General features: G+C 62.9%; 18 protein-coding genes. 13 read left to right on the top strand and 5 right to left on the bottom strand.

The window, feature by feature from the left end; all coding sequences use genetic code 11:
* Positions 1 to 6 precede the first annotated feature (6 nt).
* From phnL to phnN, 10 genes are all read left to right on the top strand, one after another.
* Positions 7 to 714 (top strand): phosphonate C-P lyase system protein PhnL, encoded by a 708-nt coding sequence (gene phnL / locus GR212_RS03875; RefSeq protein WP_163985113.1) that lies wholly within the window; start codon positions 7 to 9, stop codon positions 712 to 714.
* Complete coding sequence (locus GR212_RS03880; RefSeq protein WP_163985114.1) at positions 711 to 1,328, top strand: DapH/DapD/GlmU-related protein; 618 nt, start codon at positions 711 to 713, stop codon at positions 1,326 to 1,328. Before phnL ends, GR212_RS03880 begins: the two co-directional genes overlap by 4 nt.
* Before the next feature lie 94 nt (positions 1,329 to 1,422).
* Entirely contained in the window at positions 1,423 to 1,977 is a 555-nt protein-coding gene (locus tag GR212_RS03885; protein ID WP_163985115.1) for a pyridoxamine 5'-phosphate oxidase family protein, read from the top strand.
* Positions 1,978 to 2,200: 223 nt separating this feature from the next.
* Positions 2,201 to 3,055, top strand: coding sequence for a phosphonate ABC transporter ATP-binding protein (gene phnC, locus GR212_RS03890; protein WP_163985116.1), 855 nt, complete (start codon positions 2,201 to 2,203; stop codon positions 3,053 to 3,055).
* A 93-nt stretch (positions 3,056 to 3,148) separates the two neighbouring features.
* Positions 3,149 to 4,054, top strand: a complete 906-nt coding sequence (gene phnD / locus GR212_RS03895; protein ID WP_163985117.1) for a phosphonate ABC transporter substrate-binding protein — start codon at positions 3,149 to 3,151, stop codon at positions 4,052 to 4,054.
* Between the two features lie 65 nt (positions 4,055 to 4,119).
* A complete protein-coding gene (gene phnE, locus GR212_RS03900; RefSeq protein ID WP_163985118.1) occupies positions 4,120 to 5,100 on the top strand; it encodes a phosphonate ABC transporter, permease protein PhnE in 981 nt (326 codons plus the stop codon).
* Positions 5,101 to 5,108: 8 nt separating this feature from the next.
* The gene (gene phnE, locus GR212_RS03905) at positions 5,109 to 6,455 is read left to right on the top strand and encodes a phosphonate ABC transporter, permease protein PhnE (protein WP_163985119.1); all 1,347 of its coding nucleotides are present in this window, start codon (positions 5,109 to 5,111) and stop codon (positions 6,453 to 6,455) included.
* Between the two features lie 186 nt (positions 6,456 to 6,641).
* Complete coding sequence (locus GR212_RS03910) at positions 6,642 to 7,328, top strand: DUF1045 domain-containing protein (protein WP_163985120.1); 687 nt, start codon at positions 6,642 to 6,644, stop codon at positions 7,326 to 7,328.
* A gap of 16 nt (positions 7,329 to 7,344) precedes the next feature.
* Positions 7,345 to 8,484, top strand: a complete 1,140-nt coding sequence (locus tag GR212_RS03915) for an alpha-D-ribose 1-methylphosphonate 5-triphosphate diphosphatase (RefSeq protein WP_163985121.1) — start codon at positions 7,345 to 7,347, stop codon at positions 8,482 to 8,484.
* Positions 8,481 to 9,086 (top strand): phosphonate metabolism protein/1,5-bisphosphokinase (PRPP-forming) PhnN, encoded by a 606-nt coding sequence (phnN, locus tag GR212_RS03920; protein ID WP_163985122.1) that lies wholly within the window; start codon positions 8,481 to 8,483, stop codon positions 9,084 to 9,086. Before GR212_RS03915 ends, phnN begins: the two co-directional genes overlap by 4 nt.
* A gap of 232 nt (positions 9,087 to 9,318) precedes the next feature.
* Here phnN and polA read toward each other — a convergent pair whose 3' ends face one another.
* Positions 9,319 to 12,321 carry a DNA polymerase I gene (polA, locus tag GR212_RS03925; protein WP_163985123.1) on the bottom strand — a complete coding sequence of 1,001 codons (3,003 nt, stop codon included), beginning with the start codon at positions 12,319 to 12,321 and terminating at the stop codon, positions 9,319 to 9,321.
* A gap of 436 nt (positions 12,322 to 12,757) precedes the next feature.
* Here polA and GR212_RS03930 point away from each other — a divergent pair, with 436 nt between their 5' ends.
* Positions 12,758 to 13,180, top strand: coding sequence for a MarR family winged helix-turn-helix transcriptional regulator (locus GR212_RS03930; protein ID WP_163985124.1), 423 nt, complete (start codon positions 12,758 to 12,760; stop codon positions 13,178 to 13,180).
* Here GR212_RS03930 and GR212_RS03935 read toward each other — a convergent pair.
* On the bottom strand, positions 13,171 to 15,504 hold the full coding sequence (locus GR212_RS03935; protein WP_163985125.1) for a bifunctional diguanylate cyclase/phosphodiesterase: 2,334 nt from the start codon (positions 15,502 to 15,504) through the stop codon (positions 13,171 to 13,173). The two genes, GR212_RS03930 and GR212_RS03935, sit on opposite strands and share 10 nt — an antisense overlap.
* A 199-nt stretch (positions 15,505 to 15,703) precedes the next feature.
* Here GR212_RS03935 and GR212_RS03940 point away from each other — a divergent pair, with 199 nt between their 5' ends.
* On the top strand, positions 15,704 to 17,092 hold the full coding sequence (locus GR212_RS03940) for a M20/M25/M40 family metallo-hydrolase (protein ID WP_163985126.1): 1,389 nt from the start codon (positions 15,704 to 15,706) through the stop codon (positions 17,090 to 17,092).
* A 133-nt stretch (positions 17,093 to 17,225) separates the two neighbouring features.
* Positions 17,226 to 18,152: a nucleoside hydrolase gene (locus GR212_RS03945; protein WP_163985127.1), complete on the top strand. Its 927-nt coding sequence runs from the start codon at positions 17,226 to 17,228 to the stop codon at positions 18,150 to 18,152.
* A 40-nt stretch (positions 18,153 to 18,192) separates the two neighbouring features.
* On the opposite strand, the gene GR212_RS03950 is transcribed toward GR212_RS03945, so the two are convergent.
* The 3 genes from GR212_RS03950 to GR212_RS03960 all read right to left on the bottom strand — a co-directional run bounded on the left by GR212_RS03950 (position 18,193) and on the right by GR212_RS03960 (position 21,230).
* Complete coding sequence (locus tag GR212_RS03950) at positions 18,193 to 19,194, bottom strand: alpha/beta hydrolase (protein WP_163985128.1); 1,002 nt, start codon at positions 19,192 to 19,194, stop codon at positions 18,193 to 18,195.
* 52 nt (positions 19,195 to 19,246) lie between these two features.
* The gene (locus GR212_RS03955) at positions 19,247 to 19,822 is read right to left on the bottom strand and encodes a TetR/AcrR family transcriptional regulator (protein ID WP_163985129.1); all 576 of its coding nucleotides are present in this window, start codon (positions 19,820 to 19,822) and stop codon (positions 19,247 to 19,249) included.
* Between the two features lie 238 nt (positions 19,823 to 20,060).
* Positions 20,061 to 21,230 (bottom strand): M20 aminoacylase family protein, encoded by a 1,170-nt coding sequence (locus tag GR212_RS03960; RefSeq protein WP_163985130.1) that lies wholly within the window; start codon positions 21,228 to 21,230, stop codon positions 20,061 to 20,063.
* Between the last annotated feature and the right edge of the window lie 56 nt (positions 21,231 to 21,286).

Here is a 21,286-nt window from a genome sequence, read left to right on the forward strand (position 1 = left end):
ACAAATATGGCAACCCCACTCGTCGTTTCCGAAGTCTTCAAAAGCTTCACCATGCACCTGCGCGACGGCATTCGCCTGCCCGTCGTCGCCGATGTCTCCTTCTCCGTCGCATCAGGCGAATGCGTCGTGCTCGGCGGCCCGTCCGGCATCGGCAAAAGCTCGCTGCTGAAGATGATCTACGGCAACTATGCCGTCGACAGCGGCCAGATCCTCGTCGCCCACAAGGGCAGGATCGTCGATCTCGCCACCGCCGACCCGCGCACCGTGCTCGAGGTGCGCCGGCAGACCATGGGCTATGTCAGCCAGTTCCTGCGCACCGTGCCGCGCGTCGCCGCCATCGATGTCGTTGCCGAACCGCTGGTGGCCCGTGGCGTGGCCGTGGCCGATGCCCGCGACAGGGCAGCCGAACTGCTGGCACAGCTGAACCTGCCACAGGAGCTCTGGCAGTTGCCGCCCGCCACCTTCTCCGGCGGCGAGCAGCAGCGCGTCAATATCGCCCGCGGCTTCATCACCGACCATGCCATCCTGCTGCTCGACGAACCCACGGCGTCGCTCGACGCCCGGAACCGGGCCGTCGTCGTCGACATGATCGAGCAGAAGAAGCGGGAGGGCGTGGCCCTTCTCGGTATCTTCCATGACGAGGAGGTGCGCGAGGCCGTCGGCAGCCGCATTCTCGACGTCTCGCAATTCTCGCCGCGAAAGGCAGCAGCATGAGCCGCGAATTGGGCGAGACGCCCTTCATCAGCCCCACGGCCAGCGTCAACAAATCGACGCTCGGCCGCTATACCGAAGTCTCCGACCGCTGCCGCATCGACGAAGCCGAGATCGGCGACTATTCCTACATCATGCAGGATGGCGCCGTCTGGTGCGCGACGATCGGCAAGTTCGTCAACATCGCCGCCGCCGTGCGCATCAACGCCACGAACCATCCGACATGGCGCGCAACGCTGCATCACTTCACCTACCGCGCCGCCGACTACTGGCCGGATGCCGATATGGAAACCGATTTCTTCACCTGGCGGCGCGACCATCGCGTCGTGATCGGCCATGACGTCTGGATCGGCCACGGCGCCACCATCCTGCCGGGCGTCGAGGTCGGCAATGGCGCCGTCATCGGTGCGGGCGCCGTCGTCTCCAAGGATGTGGCGCCTTACACCATCGTCGGCGGCGTGCCGGCGAAACTGATCCGCGAGCGCTTCACCGCCGAAGTCGGCGCGCGCATGGACAAGCTTGCCTGGTGGGACTGGGATCACGACCGCCTTCGCACGGCGCTCGCGAACTTCCGCGCCCTTTCGGCGGAAGAATTTCTGGATCGCTACGACGCCTGAGAACTGATTCCGCCCGAGCCGGACTTGCAAGGCGCCGATGGCCGATCCAGCTTTCAGGCGGCCCTACTAGTCCCGGATCGGGAGGAGTTCTCTCATGGCAAAGCAGTTTTTAAACATCGACGACCGGCTGCGCGATTTCATCGCGCGGCAACATGTTTTCTTCACTGCATCGGCGACATCGGATTCCCGTGTCAACGTTTCGCCGCGCGAAACGCTGTGCCTGCGCATCACCTCCCCGAACACCGCCATCTATCTCGACCGCACCGGCAGCGGCAACGAGACCTCGGCCCATATGAAGGCCGACGGCCGGCTGACGATCATGTTCTGCGCCGTCGCGGGGCCGCCGATGATCCTGCGCCTCTACGGCCATGGCCGGATCATTCATCGATCGTCTGCCGAATATCGGGAATTGCTGCACGATCACTATGCGGGCGAAGAGCCGCTCGGTGCGCGCCAGATCGTGTGGCTGGATATCGATCTGGTGCAGACATCCTGCGGTTTCGGCGTGCCGCTCTTCTCCTATGAAGGGGAAAGGCCGAGCCTCGATCAGTGGGCGAAGGCGAAAGGGCCGGAGGCCATCGAGGAATACCGGCGCGAAAAGAATGCCTTCAGCATGGATGGCCTGCCGACGGGCATGTTTGACGGCTAAATACAAAGAAAGCATTCAGCCGGCTAATCTTGCAAAATCGCCGGGAATTGTAACAGCACTTACACAAAACTGACATTGGAGCTTCATGAAGCGGGGCTAATCGGTTGCCTTGTGGTTGGCGCCAGCCCCCTTCGAAACTTCCTTCGAGGCTGGGGCACGCGCCCATTCTAGCACCGGTACCGCTGAAATTTCTGCAGCCCGGCAGCCGCGAAAGGGAAGCACTATGTTCGAACTCAGGAATGTCTCGCGCCGGTTTGGAAACAAGCTCGCTGTCGATTCCGTGACTTTGGACATACCCCAGGGGCAGATGGTCGGCGTCATCGGCCGCTCCGGCGCCGGCAAGTCGACGCTGCTGCGCATGATCAACCGCCTGGCCGATCCGAGCTCAGGCTCCATCCATTTCTCCGGCGTCGAGGTTTCCAAGCTCAGAGGCCGCGCGCTGCGCAGCTGGCAGCGCGACTGCGCCATGATCTTCCAGCAGTTCAACCTCGTTCCGCGCCTCGACGTGCTCACCAACGTCATGCTCGGTCGCCTCAACCAGCGCTCGACGATCATGAGCCTTCTCTCGGTCTTCACCCGCGAGGAACGCATCGAGGCCATCGCGGCGCTTGAGCGCCTCGGCATCGAGCAGACGGCCCTTCAGATGGCCGGCACGCTTTCCGGCGGCCAGCAGCAGCGCGTCGCCATCTGCCGCGCCCTGATGCAGCAGCCGAAGATGATGCTGGCCGACGAGCCGATCGCCTCTCTCGATCCCCTGAACGCGAAGATCGTCATGGATGCGCTGCGCGATATCAACGAGCGCGAAGGCATTACCGTCATCACCAACCTGCATACGCTGGATACGGCCCGCAACTATTGCGAACGCATCATCGGCATGGCTGCCGGCCGCGTCGTCTTCGACGGCAAGGCGTCCGAACTGACGGCTGCGGCCGTCAAGGAAATCTACGGCACCGACAAGGATGGCGCCGGCATCGACGAGACCATGACGTCGACCTCCATCAACTTCGCCGATCCGGCCGCGCAAGCCGCGGCCATCGAATCTGCCGGCCCGCAACCGCTGGCACTGGCCGGTCTCTGAGAGGGACGGCCGGGATCGAGAGCCCGCGTCAAGGGCACATTTCTTCTAGACCGAAGGCATCCGGGGACACCGGTTAATCAGGAGACGAACCCAATGTTGAAGAAGACTCTTCTCGCAGCCACGGCGCTTCTCGCGCTCGCTGGCGGCGCTGCCGCCCAAGACCTCAAGGAATTCCGCGTCGGCATTCTCGGTGGCGAAAACGAAGCCGACCGCCTGCGCAACTATGCCTGCCTCTCCGACCACCTGAAGAAGGAATTCGGCTTCGAGAAGGTATCGCTGTTCCCGGCCGCCGACTATGACGGCGTTATCCAGGGCCTGCTCGGCGGCACGCTCGACTTCGCCGAACTCGGCGCTTCCGGCTACGCTGCCGTCGCCATCAAGGACCCGAAGGCCGTTACCCCGATCCTGACCACGCAGCAGGAAGACGGCTCGACCGGCTACTACTCGATCGGTCTCGCTCTCAAGTCCTCCGGCATCAAGACCATCAAGGACGCCAAGGGCAAGAAGCTCGGCTACGCCGATCCGGACTCCACCTCGGGCTATCTCGTTCCGCTGACGCAGATCCCGAAGGACACGGGCATGCCGAACGACAAGTTCTTCGCCTCGACCCAGTTCAACGGCGGCCACGAGAACAACCTGCTTGCCGCTTATGACGGCAAGGTCGACGTCGCTGTCGACGACTCCTCGGGCATCGGCGACTTCAAGGACGGCTTCACCTCCGGCACCTTCCGCAAGGAAGTCGACAAGGGCGCCGTAGACCCGAACAAGCTCGTCGAAGTATGGCGTTCGCCGCTGATCCCGAACGGCCCGCTCGTCGTTCGCAACGCTCTCGGCAACGAATGGCAGGCCAAGCTGACGGACTTCTTCCTGAAGCTGCCGACGACCGACGCCAAGTGCTTCTCGGCCATCGAAGGCGGCGACTTCAAGGGTTACGTCAAGGTTACCCCGGACTTCTACAACGCCGTTATCGACGTTCGTAAGGCTGCTATCGGCGGCTGATGCGCATTCCGAATACGGGGCGGCCGGCAACGGCCGCCCTTTTGCTATCACAAGGGCAGGATTTCATGACGATTGCCGATACGCAGCTGAAGATGCAGGGCGCACCGCAGAGCGCCAGGGATATCGGCGACGCCTGGAGCAAGATGGTGGCACGCCGCCGCCTCTATACGGGCATCGGCCTGCTCATCCTGCTGATCGCCTTCGTCAGTTCCGTCCGCTTTGCCGACGAAAGCAATGCCGGGCATTTCTTCGAGCGGCTACCGCATCTCTTCGACTTCCTGAGCTGGCTCATTCCCAAGGATTGGGCGGACGTCTATCGCGCGCTCTTCGACCTGCCGAGCCCCAACGGCGCAAACGGCGTCGGCGGCGAGGAATTCAACTTCCCCCTCGGCCGCGTCTATATCTGGGGCGATTTCTATATTCCCGAATATTTCGAGCTAATGATCATCACGATCAACGTGGCGCTGGTGTCGACCATCGTCGGCTTCGTCTTCGCAGTACCCTTGAGCTTCTTTGCCGCACGCAACCTGTCGCCGTCCAATCCCGTCCGCCTGGTGACGAAGCGCATCATGGAAATCCTGCGCGCCTTCCCGGAAATCGTCATCGCCGGGCTGTTCTCGGCAATTCTGTCGATCGGACCGATCGCCGCCATCATCGCGGTCGGCCTGCACACGATCGGCGCGCTCGGCAAGCTGTTCTACGAAGTCGTCGAGAATGTCGACATGAAGCCCGATGAGGGCATGCGCGCCGTCGGTGCGAGCTGGACCGAACGTGTCCGCTTCGCAGCCCTGCCGCAGGTGCTGCCGAATTTCATGTCCTATGCGCTGCTGCGCCTGGAGATCAACGTCCGCGCCTCCACCATCATCGGCGCCGTCGGCGGCGGCGGTATCGGCGAGGAGCTGAAGCTGTCGATCTCGCGCGGCTTCGGTGCCAAGACCATGGCGCTGGTGCTGCTGCTCTTCGTAACCATCATCGCCGTCGACCAGTTTTCCGCATGGCTCCGCCGCCGCCTCGTCGGTGAGCACGCCTTCCTTTTGCAGCATTGAGGTTGACCATGTCCGTTATCGACGCCGGCCGTATGCAGGAAATCGAAGCGCGTTATCCGGAGTTCTTTCATCGATCGTTCCGCCAGCGCTATGGCGCGCTGATGATGTTCGTCGGCGTGATCCTTTACGGCTTCTATGCCGTCTGGTTCTTCGACCTGCCGAAAGTCATCGCGGAAGCGCATTGGGAGCGCGTCGGCATCTATCTCAGCGAGTGGATCAGCTATGACGTGCAGCCGGAGTTCCGTATTTCCGGCGACAAGATCAGCATCAAGTATCCACGCTTCTCGCCGCTCGGCGACAACCCCAACCCGGACTGGGTGACGACCGCGCCAGACGGCAGCATGACCGTCTCGGTCAGCGGCAGCAGCCGCACGGTCACGATCACCAAGACGCAGGCGATCCTCACGGCGCATGGCATCACCATCCCGATCGACATCAGCGGCGACGCGCCGAAGATCGTCGGGTCGCAGCCGGTGCCGAGCTGGATGACCGTCTATGACGACAACATCCTCGCAAACATGGGCTTTGCCGGCGATGTCAGCATTTCCACGGACCGCGTGAAGATCCGCAAGCGCTTCCTCGGCTGGGCCAATTTCGTCTTCGACACGCACTCGCCATTCTTCGACAAGCCGGCGAGCGAAGTCATCGGCCTGATCGTCTCCGGGCCGCGGCTCGATCCCTCGCAATCCAATCTCTCGCTGGCTTTCGACAACATCTGGAACAATGGCGCCTGGCAGCACGGCGACGTGTGGACCAAGCTGTTCCAGACGATCGTCATGGCCTTTCTCGGCACGCTGCTGGGTTCGCTCGCCGCCTTCCCGCTCGCCTTCCTCGCGGCCCGCAACATCACGCCGAACCGGCTGCTCAATCAGGTGCTGAAGCGCTTCTTCGATTTCCTGCGCTCCGTCGACATGCTGATCTGGGCGCTGTTCCTGACGCGCGCCTTCGGCCCCGGCCCGCTCGCCGGCAGCGGCGCGATCTTCCTCACCGAGACCGGCACGCTCGGCAAGCTCTACTCCGAGGGCCTGGAAAACATCGACAACAAGCCGCGCGAGGGCGTGAAATCCACCGGCTCGTCGACGATCCTGGTGCATCGATACGGCATCATGCCGCAGATCGTGCCCGTCATCGTCAGCCAGACGCTTTACCAGTGGGAATCCAACGTGCGCGGCGCGACCATCATCGGCGCGGTCGGCGCGGGCGGCATCGGCCTGAAGCTTTGGGAAGCGATGCGCACCAACGCCAACTGGGAAAACGTCGCCTATATGGTGCTGCTGATCCTGATCGTCGTCTTCCTGTTCGACGCCGCGTCCAACGCACTGCGCTCCCGCCTGATGGGTACGCGGGGCAAATAAAAGAACAAGAAAAATCGTGGCGCATCATCATTCTGTCACGGGAATCCGGTAGCGGAGGCCGGCAAGACCGCAGCGTTCGAGCCGGCTTTAGCCGGATTCGATTCGTTGCTGCCTTGCTGCTCTTGCGGTTTGTCGCAAATCACCCAACAGTGTCCCGCGCAGCCGATTTTTCCAAGGAATGCAGCCTTGCGCTATGCTCTCTATTTTACGCCGCCCAAAGATCATCCGTTGACGTCGCTGGCCGCCCGCTGGCTGGGTCGCGATGCATTTTCCGACGAGATCTTTTCCGACAAGGCCATGGGGCCGGTGCCGGAAGACCATGCCGAACTGACGGCGGATCCGCGCCGCTACGGCTTCCATGCAACGCTGAAGGCACCGTTCGAGCTTGCCGGCTCCGTGACCGAACGCGATCTTCTCGAAGTCGCCGCCGAATTCGCCTCGCGGACCAAGGCGTTCACCATTCCGGAGCTGGTGCTTGGCCAGCTCGGCCATTTCTTCGCGCTCGTGCCGGGCTCGCTTTGCCAGCCGCTGCAGGATTTCGCCTCGCGCGTGGTCAAGACCTTCGAGCCGTTCCGCGCGCCGCTTTCGGATCATGATATCGCGCGGCGCAAGCCGGAGGGCCTGACCGAGCCGCAGCGTGCCAATCTGCTGCGCTGGGGCTATCCTTACGTCAATGACGAGTTCCGTTTCCATATGACGTTGACCGGGCGCGTCCCGGCCGAGCGCCAGGCCGAGATGCACGACGTCCTGCGTGAGCGCTTCGCCGCGCATACCGGCAAACCGCTCGACATTTCGGGCCTGGCCATCTTTATCGAAGAAAAGCGTGGCGCACCCTTTACCGTCCGTTCCTGGCTGCCGCTGAACGGCGCCTAATAGTGAAAGACCTGACATGACCAAAGAAACCGTCCTTTCCAATGCCCGCATCGTCCTCGAAGACAAGATCGTCGAAGGCTCCGTGCTGATCCGTGACGGTCGCATTGCCGGCATTTCCGAAGGCAAGTCCGCTATCGGCGAGGATTTCGAGGGCGATTACCTGATCCCCGGCCTGGTCGAGCTGCATACCGACCATCTGGAAGCGCATTATTCGCCGCGTCCGGGCGTGCGCTGGAACAAGACGGCCGCCATCCAGGCGCATGACGCCCAGATCGTCACCTCGGGAATCACGACCGTATTCGACTGCCTGCGCATGGGGTCGGACGAGGACGGCGGCTTCGAAAAGGGCGAGATGCGCGACATGGCCGACGCCATCCAGGTGGCCCAGCGCGAAGATAGACTGCGCGCTGACCACCTGATCCATCTGCGCTGCGAGGTTTCCTCCGACAACGTTCTCGATCACTTCGAGGATTTCGAGAAGGATCCCTACGTGCGCCTGGTCTCGCTGATGGACCATGCGCCGGGCCAGCGCCAGTTCCAGACCATGGACCAATATATCTTCTACTACCAGAAGAAGCGCGGCCTGAGCGACGAGGCCTTTGCCAAGTTCGTCGCCAAGCGCCAGGAAGAATCGGCGAAGTACGCGACACCCAGCCGCGACGCGATTTCCAAGGTCTGCGCCGAGCGCGGCATCACCATCGCCAGCCATGACGACGCGACGCTCGCCCATGTCGACGAAGCCATCAACTACGGCGTCCGCCTGGCGGAATTCCCGACCAGCATCGACGCGGCGAAGGCATCGCATGGCGCCGGCATGAGCGTGCTGATGGGGGCGCCGAACATCGTGCGCGGCAAGTCGCACTCGGGTAACATCGCGGCCCGCGATCTCGCCGAACTCGGCGTGCTGGACGTGCTCTCCTCCGACTACGTGCCGCTCAGCCTGCTGCACGCGCCCTTCATCCTCGCCGACGAAGTCGGGGGTATTTCGTTGCCGCAAGCCATCGCCATGGTGACGACGACGCCGGCAAGGACGGTCAGCCTCAATGATCGCGGGCGCATCGCCGAGGGCCTGCGCGGCGACCTGGTTCGCGTTCGCCGCGATCAAGGCGTGCCGGTCACGCGCTCGGTGTGGCGCGAAGGACGGCGGGTCGCATGAGCGCGGACGCGAATATCAAGCCGGCTAAGATCGGCCTGGCGGATACAGCGGCGGGCACGCTCGCTGTCGTCGTCGGTCCGAGCGGCGCCGGCAAGGATACGCTGATGAATCTCGCCGCCCGGCATTTCGCCGGCCGGCCGGACGTCCATTTCGTCCGCCGGGTCATCACCCGCGACGGCGATGCCGGCAATGAGGACCACAGAAGCGTTTCGGAAGCGGACTTCGACGCCATGGAGCAGGCCGGTGCCTTTGCCGTCTCCTGGGAGGCGCATGGGCTGAAATACGGCATTCCTGCCGAAGTTGCCGGCGAGCTTGCGCGCGGCAATCTGGTCATCGCCAATGGTTCACGTTCGGCGCTGCATCATTTCCAGACCGCATTCCCACGGCTGAAGGTCATCAACATCACGGCGCGGCGCGAGGTGCTTGCCGAGCGGCTGATGGCGCGCGGACGCGAGAGCCGTGAAGACGTGTTGAAGCGCCTGGATCGCAGCACCATCACCTTTGACGGCAGCTACGACGTGATCGATATCGACAATAGCGGCACGCTTGAGGATGCCGAGCGCACGATCATCTCCGCGCTGGAAGTGCTGATCGGGAAATAAGTGTTACGGATTTGCGATGGTCCGGGATCATCGCGACGCTTTCACATTCCTGCCGGATCGCAGATCTCTCACCACCTCATGCTGAGGTGCCTTGGCGCGTTGGCGTCAGGGCCTCGAAGCGCGAGGTGGCCCCGAGCGATACCCCACCCGCCCCCGTGGTTCGAGGCTTCGGCCTTTCAGGCCTCAGCACCCCACCATGCGGGCTGATCTTCTCGCTATGCCTGCTTTGACCTCAGTGCGCCTCGTCCCAATTGTTGGCGGCACGCGCATCGACCTTCAGCGGCACCGCCATGTCCACCGCCGGCATGGCGGCGTTTTCCATGACCGAGACGATGATCGGCGTCGTGCGCTCGACATCCGCGTCCTCGACTTCGAAGATCAGTTCGTCGTGCACCTGCAGCAGCATTCGCACGCGATCGCCGAGCCCGGCCGAAGCCAGAGCCGGCTCCATCTTGATCATGGCCCGGCGGATGACGTCGGCGGCCGAACCCTGGATCGGCGCGTTGATCGAAGCGCGCTCGTTGAAGGCGCGGACGGAAGGATTGGAGGAGCGGATTTCCGGGAAATGGATGCGGCGGCCGAAGATGGTCTCGACATAGCCCTTGTCGCGCGCCGTCTGCTTGGTGCTGTCCATGTAATCGCGGATGCCGGGGAAGCGCTCGAAATACTTCTTGATGTAATCGCCGGCTTCCGAGCGCTCGATGGAGAGCTGGTTGGCGAGGCCGAAGGCGGAAATGCCGTAGATGATGCCGAAGTTGATCGCCTTGGCGCGGCGGCGCACCTCGCTGGGCATCCCCTCCACCGGAACCCCGAACATTTCCGACGCCGTCATGGCGTGAATGTCGATGCCGTCTTCGAAGGCCTGCTTGAGCTGCGGGATATTGGCGACATGCGCCAGCACGCGCAGTTCGATCTGGCTGTAGTCGGCCGACACCAGCTTGTGTCCGGGCGTTGAAATGAAGGCCGTGCGGATCTTGCGGCCTTCCGCCGTGCGCACCGGAATATTCTGCAGGTTCGGCTCGGAGGAGGACAGGCGCCCCGTCGTCGTCGATGCCAGCGAATAAGAGGTGTGGACACGCTTCGTCTGCGGATGAACATAGCCCGGCAAGGCGTCCGTATAGGTCGATTTCAGCTTGGTGAGCTGACGCCAGTCGACGATCTTGCGCGGCAGCTCGAAGCCGGCGGCCGCCAGGTCTTCCAGCACCTGCGCCGAAGTCGACCATTGGCCCGTCTTGGTCTTGCTGCCGCCGGCCAATCCCATCTTGCCGAAGAGGATATCGCCAAGCTGCTTCGGCGAGCCGATGTTGAAACGTTCGCCTGCCAGCGTATAAATCTCGTCTTCCAGCCGCGCCGCGCCCTGCGCCAGCTCACCGGAGAGACGCGACAGGATCTGCCGGTCGATGGTGATGCCACGCTCCTCCATATGGGCGAGCACCGGCACCAGGGGCCGCTCCAGCCGCTCGTAGACGGCCGACAGCTTTTCCGCCGCGAGCCGCGGCTTCAAGACCAGCCAGAGACGCAGCGTGACGTCGGCATCCTCGGCGGCATAGGCCGTGGCGCGATCGATATCGACGAGATCGAAGGTGACGTTGGATTTGCCGCTGCCGGCCACGTCCTTGTAGGCGATCGGCTTGTGGCCGAGCCAGCGCTCGGACAGGCTGTCCATGCCGTGAAGGGCGTTGGAGCCGCCGTCGAGCACGTAGGAGAGCAGCATCGTGTCGTCGAAGGACCTGGTCTCGATGCCATAGCGCTTCATCAGCAGGTAGTCGTATTTCAGGTTCTGCGCGATCTTGAGGATGGAGGTGTCCTCGAGCAGGTCCTTCAAGCGCGGCAATGCATCGCGCAGCGGAATCTGATTGTCCGCCAGACCGCCGCCAAGCAAGTCGCCGACGCCGTTCTTGTGGCTGAGGGGCACATAGGCGGCGCGGATGGAGGAGCCGGTTGGATCGGCGCGATTATCGGCAATTGCCAGCGAAAAGCCGACGATCTCCGCCTGCATGACATCGAGCGACGTCGTCTCCGTATCGAAGGCGACGATGCCGGTCTCGCGCGCATCGGCAATCCACTGGTCGAGGGTGGCGACATCGCGGATGGTCACATATTTCGAATGGTCGATCGGCGCGGTGGCGAAGCTTGCCGCGCGCGCATTGGCAAGGTCGGCCGGCTCAGTCAGCCCGTCGACAGCCAAGCGCGGCTTTACCGCCGGTGCCGGAACGGAGGAACCCGCGGCCACGACCGCGCTGCCCGCGACGAGTTCGGCATTTTCATCGACGTCGAGATCCGGGCCATGCGCGGTATCGCCCAGTTCGACCTTGACGACGGACGGCTCGATCGCCGCCGGATCGCAATCGCAGGCATCGGCGACGCGGCGCGTCAGAGAGGTGAATTCCATCGCCTTCAGGAAGCCGATCAGTTTCGGGCCATTCTGCGGCTCGAGAATCAATGCGTCGAGCTCAAGGTCCAGCGGCACGTCGGTCCTGAGCGCCACCAGCTGCCGGGAGATCCGGGCCAGCTCGGCATTGGCGATGATGTTCTCCCGGCGCTTCTGCTGCTTGATTTCCTCGGCGCGGGCAAGCAGCGTGTCGAGATCGCCGAATTCTTCCAGAAGCTGTGCCGCCGTTTTCGGGCCGATGCCGGGGATGCCGGGGACATTGTCGACGGAATCGCCGGTCATGGCCTGCAGGTCGATCATCTTTTCGGGTGGCACGCCCCATTTCTCGATGACGTCGGGAATGCCGATCTGCTTGTCCTTCATGCTGTCGTACATGTGGACCGTCGGCGTGACGAGCTGCATCAGGTCCTTGTCGGACGAGATGATCGTCACATCGGCGCCGGTCGCCTCGGCCTGGCGGGCATAGGTGGCGATGATGTCATCGGCCTCGAAGCCATCGGTCTCGATGCAGGGCAGATTGAAGGCGCGCGTCGCCTCGCGGATCAGGCCGAATTGCGGGATCAGCTCCTCGGGCGGGGCAGAACGGTTTGCCTTGTACTCCGGAAAAATCTCCTTGCGGAAGGTCTTCGAGGAATAGTCGAAGATGACGGCGAAATGCGTCGGCGTCACCCCGACCGAGGTATCACGCGCCGAGGTCAGCAGCTTCCACAGCATATTGCAGAAACCGGAGACGGCGCCGACCGGCAATCCGTCGGACTTGCGCGTCAGCGGCGGCAGAGCGTGAAAGGCCCGGAAAATGAAACCGGAGCCGTCGACGAGGAAGAGATGATCACCTTTTTTCATGGAAGCATGGATAGCGTGACGCACCTCCAACGTCCATATAAAGTTCTGCTTTTGCAGCCTTGGGGAGCGCGGGATCTCTCACCGAAACGTTACTAACTTTTAATCAATCTAATCTGCATATTCCCTTGAAAAACCACATTTGAAACCACAAATCTTACTCACCGGCGATTGATACGCCGAGGGTCTGACAACCGGCCTGTCCCCCGCCACGTCAGACTCGGACAAAGGCCTATCCCCTCTCCGGGCCTTTGTCCCCCCTTTTGCGAGCCGCCATGGCGAACCTCCAGGCCATGGCGGCTTTTTCATGCCAAAAATACAATCCAAGAATGTAAAAAAACGCATCGAAGTTGCTGTTTTCGGAGCGCCTCTACCCAAGAATTGCTGATTGTCTTGATTTTGAATTGTCGGCATATTTGCAATCATGGGATTTAATCGGATGGACTCCGCTGCCTACCTTGCCAGCCAGATGGCGAAGGGATTCGCTCGCTCGTTACAGCAACGCGCGGCAAAGCTTGGATTTTCCCCCGGTCAGTTTCCCATCCTTCTGGAACTATGGTCCGAAGACGGGCTCACGCAGAAGCAATTGCTGGAGCGGGTCGATATCGAGCAGGCAACGATGGCCAATACGCTGTCGCGCATGGAGCGCGACGGGCTGGTGGAGCGCCGCCCGCATCCCTCGGACAAGCGGGCTCAGCTTATCTTCCTGACCAGCAAGGCCGCCGCCATGCAGGCCGACGCCATCGAGGCCGCCATGGCCGCCGATACGGATCTTCTCAAAAACTTCCGCCAATTCGAGCGCGAGCTGCTGCTGGAATATATCCGGCGCATTCTGGAAAATGCTAGGAACCTTCAGGCCTGACCGACGGCCTTATCCAGCATGAAATACTGGCTCGGCCCGACATCGGGCTTGCCGAAGAACATGCCCTGAAGCTGCGCGCAACCTTCCTCGACGACGATGCGGCGCTGAAGCTCCGTTTCCACGCCTTCCGTCACGACAGGCATGTTCAGGCTGTTTCCAAGACCGATGATGGCGCGGACGATCGAGCGCGCCGCCGGATCATGCTCCAGCGCCCCGGTAAAGCTGCGGTCGACCTTGATCTTGTCGAAGGGGAAGGCGCGCAGATTGCTGAGCGATGAGAAGCCGGTTCCGAAGTCGTCCATGACCACGCGCACGCCGAGACGGTGAAGCCGCTGCAAGGTGGCAATGACAGCCGCACGCTCCCGCATCAGGGCCGCTTCGGTGATCTCCAGCTCGAGACGCCGCGGATCGAGGCCGGCTTCGCGCAAAATCCGCTCGATCTGGTCGTAAAGGGTGGGAATCATGAATTGCAGCGGCGACAGGTTTACCGCGACATTGGCAGGCTCCTGCCAGCGCGCCGCCTCCTCGCACGCCTGCTCCAGCACCCATTCGCCGATTGCCGCGATGGAGCCGCTCTCCTCGGCAATGGGTATGAAGGTTTCCGGCTCGATGACGCCTCGTTCCGGATGTGCCCAACGCAGCAGCGCCTCGTAGCCGCTGACATTCTGGCTGCCGACATCGAAGATCGGCTGATACTCAAGGTAGAGCTGCTTGCGCAGAATGGCCTGACGCAGATCGCTCTCGAGCTGACGGCGCGTCCGCACGGCCTTGTCCATTTCCGCATCGAAGAAGCAGGCATGGCCCCGGCCTGCGCGCTTGGCGCGGTAAAGCGCCGTATCCGCATTGGCATAGAGCTGTTCGGCGTTCGCGCAGTCGCGCGGATAGATGGCAATGCCGAGACTGACGCCGACGGCCGTCGGATCGCGCGCCATATCCATTTCCGCGGCGAACTCCGCGAGGATGCGCTCGGCAAGGCGCCTGGCTCCTTCCGGCTGCGGGCGCTTCGGCTGGATGATGGCGAACTCGTCGCCGCCCAGCCGTGCCACCGTATCGCCCTCCTCGATCACGCGTTGCAGGATCCCGGCGACCTTGCAGAGGATGCGATCGCCTTCGGCATGGCCGAACACGTCGTTGATCGCCTTGAAGCGATCCAGATCCAGGCAGAAGATCGCGACTTCGCCGCCCCTCCGGTTGACCGTCTGCAGCGCCTGGCGCATGCGCTTCTCGAACAGCGAGCGATTGGGCAGGTCCGTCAGGATATCGTGGTGCGCCAGATGCTCGATCATCTGCTGCGCCCGGCGCCGCTCCGTCAGGTCGCGCACGACAAGCACGCTGCATTCATGGCCGCGATAGGTGATGGAGCGCTGCACCGTCTCGACGGGGATAGCCTTGCCGTCCCGGCCCGAAAGCGTCGTCTCGAACGGGACGGCGGCTTCGGCATCCATATCTATCGTCAGGAACGTTTCGGGCGCCATGCCGATCACCTGATGGGCGGACCATCCGGAAATGTCGAAAAATCTCTCGTTCGCGTCGAGCACGCGACCGTCGCGCAAGACGAGCAGCCCCTCGAGCGAGGCATTGGCGAAGCCGCGAAGGTCGGTGAGCTGGCGGTCGATGAAGGTGGCGCCGAGAGCAATGAGAATCAGACCTATGGCGGCAGCCGTGACGATGCCGGCAAGGATGCTTCTGTCGATGGAGAGAGCGGCTGTCGATACCTCCGATTCGAGCGTGAATGTGACCCCGCTCATGGCGATGAAGTGTAGGGAGCAGACCGCAAACAGCAGCAGGAAGGCGCCGGCAAAGATGCGCCGTACGCCAGGAAGGCTGCGAAAGGCGAGAAAGGCCAGCGAGGAGAAACCTGTCCCCATGGCGATGGAGGCGAATACGCGCGGCATGCTGTAGGAAAGCCGGGCCGAGCCCTCTATGGCCTGCATGCTGGTAAAATGCATGGCGGCAATCCCGAAAGCCATCAGGATGCCGCCAACGGCGAACGAGGCGCCGCTATCCCATTCGAAGGCGACGGCAATGGCAAGCCACGATCCCATGATCGCGAGAATCATCGAGAACATGGTCAGCGAGAGGCCGTAGGAAAAAGGAAGGCTACCCTCATATGCCAGCATCGCGATGAAATGCGTCGCCCAGATGCCGATGCCGCTGGCAAAGGCCGCGGCGGCGATCCAGTGGCGACGCTGATGCGAGCGGCACTCCTGCGCACGCGAAAACAAAAGCATGGTGGCAAGGTTGCCGATGAGGCAGATGACCGCGGCCACGAGGACGAGCCGGATGTCATGATCGTCACGAATGCATGCAATCACTGAAAACATTTCGCGTCTCCAGAATACGCTCCTGGATTGAGGTTATTTCCAATAGTCTAAAAAACTTGTAAATTACATTCTCAATCACTCACATAAGAACAGGCCTCTGCCTCAAGGGGCGAACTACGGTAAATTTTCGGTTTTGATGCCTCGAAACCAGCTGGGCTTTGGTCTATCGTCCCTCCAAATCTCATGTAAGGAGTCGGACATGACCGATCTATCGCCCGTTCTCGATCGCGCCGATCAGAACCTCCCCTCCAGCCTCGACAATCTGTTCGAACTGCTGCGCATCAAGTCCATCTCGACGGATCCGGACTTCAAGGCGGAATGCCGCAAGGCAGCGGAATGGCTGGTCGCCTATCTGAACTCTCTCGGCTTCACCGCCTCCGTGCGCGACACGCCCGGCCATCCGATGGTGGTTGCCCATCACGATGCCGGCAGCGCCGATGCGCCGCATGTCCTTTTCTATGGACATTACGACGTGCAGCCGGTCGACCCGATCGAGCTCTGGGAGAGCGATCCCTTCGCTCCCGCGATCAAGGACATGGGCAACGGCCGCAAGATCCTGACCGGCCGCGGCACCTCGGACGACAAGGGCCAGCTGATGACCTTCGTCGAGGCGGTGCGCGCCTATAAGGAGACCAAGGGCGCGCTTCCCGTGCGCATCACCATCCTGTTCGAAGGCGAAGAGGAATCCGGATCGCCCTCGCTCAAGCCGTTCCTCGAAGCCAACGCCGCCGAACTGAAGGCGGACTTCGCCCTCGTCTGCGATACCGGCATGTGGGACGGCGAAACGCCGGCGATTTCTGCCGGCCTGCGCGGGCTGGTGGGCGAGGAAATCGTCATCACCGCAGCCGATCGCGACCTGCATTCGGGCGTCTTCGGTGGCGCGGCAGCCAATCCGATCCATATCCTGACCGACATCCTCGCGGGCCTGCACGACGAAACGGGCCGCGTCACGCTTTCCGGCTTCTACGACGGCGTCGAGGAAACACCCTCCAACATCAAGGCCTCCTGGGAAAAGCTCGGGATGACAGCTGAAAAATTCCTCGGCGAAGTAGGCCTGTCGATCCCTTCGGGCGAAAAGGGCCGCTCGGTGATGGAACAGACCTGGGCGCGGCCGACGGCCGAGGTCAACGGCATCTTGGGCGGCTATACCGGCGCCGGCTTCAAGACCGTGATCGCAGCCAAGGCATCGGCGAAGGTCTCGTTCCGGCTCGTCGGCCAGCAGAACCCGGCGGCGATCCGCGAAAGCTTCCGCGCCTATGTGCGCTCGAAGATCCCCGCGGACTGCTCGGTGGAGTTTCATGAGCATGGCGGCTCGCCGGCCATCCAGCTCTCCTACGATTCGCCGGCCCTGACCAAGGCGAAGACGGCGCTTTCCAACGAATGGCCGAAGCCCGCCATCGTCATCGGCATGGGCGGCTCGATCCCGATCGTCGGCGATTTCCAGAAAATGCTCGGCATGGAATCATTGCTCATCGGCTTCGGTCTCTCCGACGACCGCATCCATTCGCCGAACGAGAAATACGAACTGCGATCCTACCACAAGGGCATCCGCTCCTGGATCCGCGTCCTCGACGCGCTCGCCGGCTAAGCGATCTGCGGGACGCGCAAGCTTCCTCGCGCATCCCGCAGCCAATTCCGCCCGGACGGCGAGACCGGCCGTCTTCCAGACCGAGAGGCGAACGCCCGTTTTCGCGCTTTTGCCGCGACCGATGAGATAGAGCATGGGAATCTGGATCGATACCGACATGGGGTTCGATGACATCGCCGCCATTCTGGTGGTGGCGCATTCGGATCTTGTCATCGACGGCGTTTCGCTCGTCAGCGGCAACGCGCCGCTGTCCCACGTCCAGGCCAATGCGGCAAGCGCAGCCGCCGTCTTCGGCTGGACGTTTCCGATCCATACCGGTCGCGAGCTGCCCGTTCTGTGCAAGCTGGAAACAGCGCAGAGCATTCTCGGCCAGACCGGCATTCCGACGACAGGGCGGAGCCTGCCGCCGGCCGATCCGCTTGCGGTGAGCGATGCCTTTGCCGCGCTCGGCGACTGGCTTTCCGATGGCAAAGGGCCGAAGCGCATTCTGGCGCTCGGGCCGCTCACCAACATCGCGGCCCTGGCGCTGGCGCGGCCGGACCTCGCTGCCCGCATCGACGAGCTGACGTGGATGGGCGGCGGGGTTACCTCGGGCAATCACACCGCATCGGCGGAATTCAATGCCTTTGCCGATCCGGAGGCGCTCGCCATCGTACTGGCGCATGATCTGCCGTTGCGCATGGTCGATCTCGATATCTGCCGCAAGGTACTGGCCTGGCCCGAGGATGTCGCGCGTATTCGCGAGATCGACGGCGAAAAGGCGCAGCTGCTCGCCGATCTTTTGGCAGGCTACGTCAACATCGCCATCAGCCGCGGCCGGCCGGCCATGGCCATCTACGATCCGACGGCGGCCGCCATTTTCGTCGAGCCGGAAATCGCCACCCTTCGGCACGCGCGCATCGACGCGGAACTATATGGGCAGCATACGCGCGGGCGCACCGTCGTCGAAACGCGCGCTTCGCATGCGCAATTCAACGCCCATTTCGCCGCCGAAATCGATGCGGAGAAGACGCGGCTCATCATATTCGACGCGCTGCTTCGAGAGGCAGGTCGTCGCTGACCTCCCGCGATGGGCGGCGGCGGTCGTCGTTCCCACTGCCTTACGTGCGCTGGCCCCGACCCAGATGCTGCCTCACAAAACGCGTGACTTCCTCGCTCAACTCGCGGTCCTCGGGCGCGCCCATGAAACCGCCATGCGGCATAGCTTCGAAGACATGAAGCTCGACGGGAACCCCGGCGCGGCGCAAAAATCGATGCATTCGCACGGCATTGGAGAGGAACAGGTCTCGCGTGCCGCTCTGTAGAAATGTCGGCGGAAAGCCCTTGGAAAAATCGCCGAAGAGCGGCGACAGGTAAGGATGGGCGAGATCCGTGCCCTGCGCGTAGAGCAGATTGTTCGGCATGAGCGATCCCGGCAGGACGACATCGACGAGCCGATTGACCTCGAAGCTGTCTCCCGACTCCGTGAGGTCCAGCTCTGGCGAGAGAAGAACGAGCGCGGCCGGCAGCGGCAATCCTTCATCGCGGGCCCGTAACGTCATCGCAGCTGCCAGGTTACCCCCAGCGGAGCGGCCGCCGATGATGATGTTTTCAGGCCTGTATTGCTTCAGCATATGGCGATAAACCGCCACGCAATCATCGAGCGCCGCGGGATAGGGGTGCTCCGGCGGCATGCGATAGTCTATGCCGTAGCAACGGATTCCGTGCTGGTCCGCCTGGGTCTGCGCGCCGGCACGGCAGGCGGCGCCACCGCCCATGACGAGCGCGCCGCCATGGAGGTCGATATAGGCATAGTCTTCCGGGAACGCGCCGCCCGGCGTCGCGATGTGGACGCAGGCCTCTTCGATCCGCACCGTCTCCACGCTGGCGCGCAATTGTCCCGCCAGCCTTTCGGCCGCCGCCTGATAGTAGACATCGGCGAAGGCCTTCAGCTTCATCCAGCCATTGAAATCGCTCAAGTCAGGCATGACATGCAGCGCATTCAAGGGGATGCCGTCTTCGCCGACCGCACGACGCAGCGCCTCCTGCGCCTCCCGGCTTATCGAAAGCGGAAACGGCACCGTCCGCTCCGGCAGCCTTACTCCGTTGCACTTGTCGTTCATGATGTCTCCCGACAGGTTTGCCGGCGATCGCACGCCGACGTTTTGATGGCGATCAGGGCGCGGCGGCCGGCCAGGTTCGCAACGTCGCGTCGAGTGCATCCAGGGCCCGCAGCCATGAGGATTCCGGATCGGGCGGGCTGTGGGAAAAACCGCCCGCCAGCTCCAGGGTCACGAACCCCATGAAGAAGCCGCCCAACAGGCGGATGGCATGAGCCTGCTCGGCGTCCGGAAGATCGTAGCTGCGCAGGACGGCCCGCATCATTTGCGCAATCGCCGGCCCCGCGCTTCCGCTGGCCTGTCCTGCCGGCAGGGGATGCCTTGCCGCGGCAAACCGGCCGGGATGCTCGCGCGCATAGTCGCGATAGACATTCGCGAGCACGACCAGCGCCTCCTTGCCCGTTCGGCCTGCCAGCGCTTCGGCGGACCGGGCCGCAATTTCGCCGAGCGCCAGATGCGCGATCCTGCGCTTCAAGTCATCGAAGCTTGCCATGTGCGAATAGAGGCTGGCCTGCTTCACGTTGAAGTGCTTTGCAAGCGCGGCCCCGGTGATATGAGCGAATCCGATCTCGTCGGCCAGTTCCGCCCCGGCCTGCACCAGCCGATCCGTCGTCAATCCAGCGCGCGCCATTCCAATTCCTAATGATATTAGTTTTTAACCTAACTACATTAGGTTTCGGAGCGACGTCAATGCCTTTTCAAGGAAGCGAAAGCAGGATCGAGGCACTGCCGATATGTTGACCAGCAAGCTACTCAAGGCGCCTGGGCCCGGGGAGGTTCAGGTTCTTCGCTTCACATAGCCAGCACTCAGAGGGAGATATCAGCTGCGCGACAAGCTTGGAGGCTCAGTTGGAGCAGAACGCTCCCGACTACTCTCCCAGTTCCTGCTCGACCAATGTCGTCCAGAAGGCCACGCCCGAGGCGATCGCGTCGTCGTTGAAATCATAGGCCGTGTTGTGATGCAGGGCGCCGTCCACCGCCGGACCGTTGCCCAGCCAGACGTAGCAGCCCGGAGCCTTCTGGCCGAAAAACGCGAAATCGTCGCCGGCGGTCGATGGCGGGAAGCGGGTCAGCACGTTCTCGCCAAAGACTGTCGTTGCGGCTTTCAGCGCCCGCCCGGTGGCATCGGCATCGTTGACCACGGGCGGAATGCGGCGCTCGAACCGGTAGTCGACCGCGATGCCGAACATGGCGGCCGTGCCATGCGCCAGCCGTCCGATTTCTTCCTCCAGCTGATCGCGGACCTTGGGCGTATAGGCGCGTGCCGTGCCGCCGATATCGACCGTATCGGGAATGACGTTCAGCGCCTGCGGATCGCCCGCCTGCAGCGAGCAGGCACTGACGACGGCCGGCTGCAACGGATCGACCACCCGCCCGACGATGGTCTGCAGCGAAGACAGGAACGTCGCCGCCGCCGTGATCGGGTCCTTGCCGAGATGCGGCTTGGCGCCGTGGGTTCCCGTGCCGCGGAAGGTAATGCGCCAGCTGTCCGACGAAGCAAGCTGCGGCCCTTCGACGACGGCCATCTCGTCGACCGCAAGACCGGGCATGTTGTGCAGCCCGTAAACCGCATCGCAGGGAAACAGGTCGAAGAGGCCCTCCTCCACCATGCGCTGCGCGCCGCCGCGGCCCTCCTCGGCCGGCTGGAAGATGAAATGCACCGTGCCGGAAAAGCCGTGCTTGGCGGCAAGATGCCGCGCCGCGCCGATCAGCATGGTCGTGTGGCCGTCGTGACCGCAGGCGTGCATCTTGCCCGGAATGGTGGATTTGTACGGCCGGTTGGCCTTCTCCGGCATGGCGAGCGCGTCCATGTCGGCGCGAAGGCCGATGCGGCGCGTGCCGTTGCCGACCTGCAGCGTGCCGACCACGCCGGTCTTGCCGAGGCCGCGATGCACGGTCAGCCCGGCCTCCTCCAGCAAGGTGGCGACGATGCCGCTGGTGCGCTCCTCCTCGAAACCGAGTTCGGGGTAGGCATGAAGGTTGTGACGAAGCGAGGTGAGGAAAGGGAGATCCTGGGCGATCTCATCGGGCAAAGACATGGTCATTCCTTCGGCATGGGGCAATGATGGCGGAGCCTATCTTCCCCAAAGCACCG

The sequence above is a fragment of the Martinezella lusitana genome, from assembly GCF_010668395.1.
In the GTDB taxonomy this organism is placed as follows: Bacteria; Pseudomonadota; Alphaproteobacteria; order Rhizobiales; family Rhizobiaceae; genus Rhizobium; species Rhizobium lusitanum_A.

What these genes read in the sequence shown, in the direction of transcription:
- phnL (WP_163985113.1), top strand. Translation starts at nt 7, where the DNA reads ATGGCAACCCCACTCGTCGTTTCCGAAGTCTTCAAAAGCTTCACCATG.
- GR212_RS03880 (WP_163985114.1), top strand. Translation starts at nt 711, where the DNA reads ATGAGCCGCGAATTGGGCGAGACGCCCTTCATCAGCCCCACGGCCAGC.
- GR212_RS03885 (WP_163985115.1), top strand. Translation starts at nt 1,423, where the DNA reads ATGGCAAAGCAGTTTTTAAACATCGACGACCGGCTGCGCGATTTCATC.
- phnC (WP_163985116.1), top strand. Translation starts at nt 2,201, where the DNA reads ATGTTCGAACTCAGGAATGTCTCGCGCCGGTTTGGAAACAAGCTCGCT.
- phnD (WP_163985117.1), top strand. Translation starts at nt 3,149, where the DNA reads ATGTTGAAGAAGACTCTTCTCGCAGCCACGGCGCTTCTCGCGCTCGCT.
- phnE (WP_163985118.1), top strand. Translation starts at nt 4,120, where the DNA reads ATGACGATTGCCGATACGCAGCTGAAGATGCAGGGCGCACCGCAGAGC.
- phnE (WP_163985119.1), top strand. Translation starts at nt 5,109, where the DNA reads ATGTCCGTTATCGACGCCGGCCGTATGCAGGAAATCGAAGCGCGTTAT.
- GR212_RS03915 (WP_163985121.1), top strand. Translation starts at nt 7,345, where the DNA reads ATGACCAAAGAAACCGTCCTTTCCAATGCCCGCATCGTCCTCGAAGAC.
- phnN (WP_163985122.1), top strand. Translation starts at nt 8,481, where the DNA reads ATGAGCGCGGACGCGAATATCAAGCCGGCTAAGATCGGCCTGGCGGAT.
- polA (WP_163985123.1), bottom strand. Translation starts at nt 12,321, where the DNA reads ATGAAAAAAGGTGATCATCTCTTCCTCGTCGACGGCTCCGGTTTCATT.
- GR212_RS03930 (WP_163985124.1), top strand. Translation starts at nt 12,758, where the DNA reads ATGGACTCCGCTGCCTACCTTGCCAGCCAGATGGCGAAGGGATTCGCT.
- GR212_RS03935 (WP_163985125.1), bottom strand. Translation starts at nt 15,504, where the DNA reads ATGTTTTCAGTGATTGCATGCATTCGTGACGATCATGACATCCGGCTC.
- GR212_RS03940 (WP_163985126.1), top strand. Translation starts at nt 15,704, where the DNA reads ATGACCGATCTATCGCCCGTTCTCGATCGCGCCGATCAGAACCTCCCC.
- GR212_RS03945 (WP_163985127.1), top strand. Translation starts at nt 17,226, where the DNA reads ATGGGAATCTGGATCGATACCGACATGGGGTTCGATGACATCGCCGCC.
- GR212_RS03950 (WP_163985128.1), bottom strand. Translation starts at nt 19,194, where the DNA reads ATGAACGACAAGTGCAACGGAGTAAGGCTGCCGGAGCGGACGGTGCCG.
- GR212_RS03955 (WP_163985129.1), bottom strand. Translation starts at nt 19,822, where the DNA reads ATGGCGCGCGCTGGATTGACGACGGATCGGCTGGTGCAGGCCGGGGCG.
- GR212_RS03960 (WP_163985130.1), bottom strand. Translation starts at nt 21,230, where the DNA reads ATGTCTTTGCCCGATGAGATCGCCCAGGATCTCCCTTTCCTCACCTCG.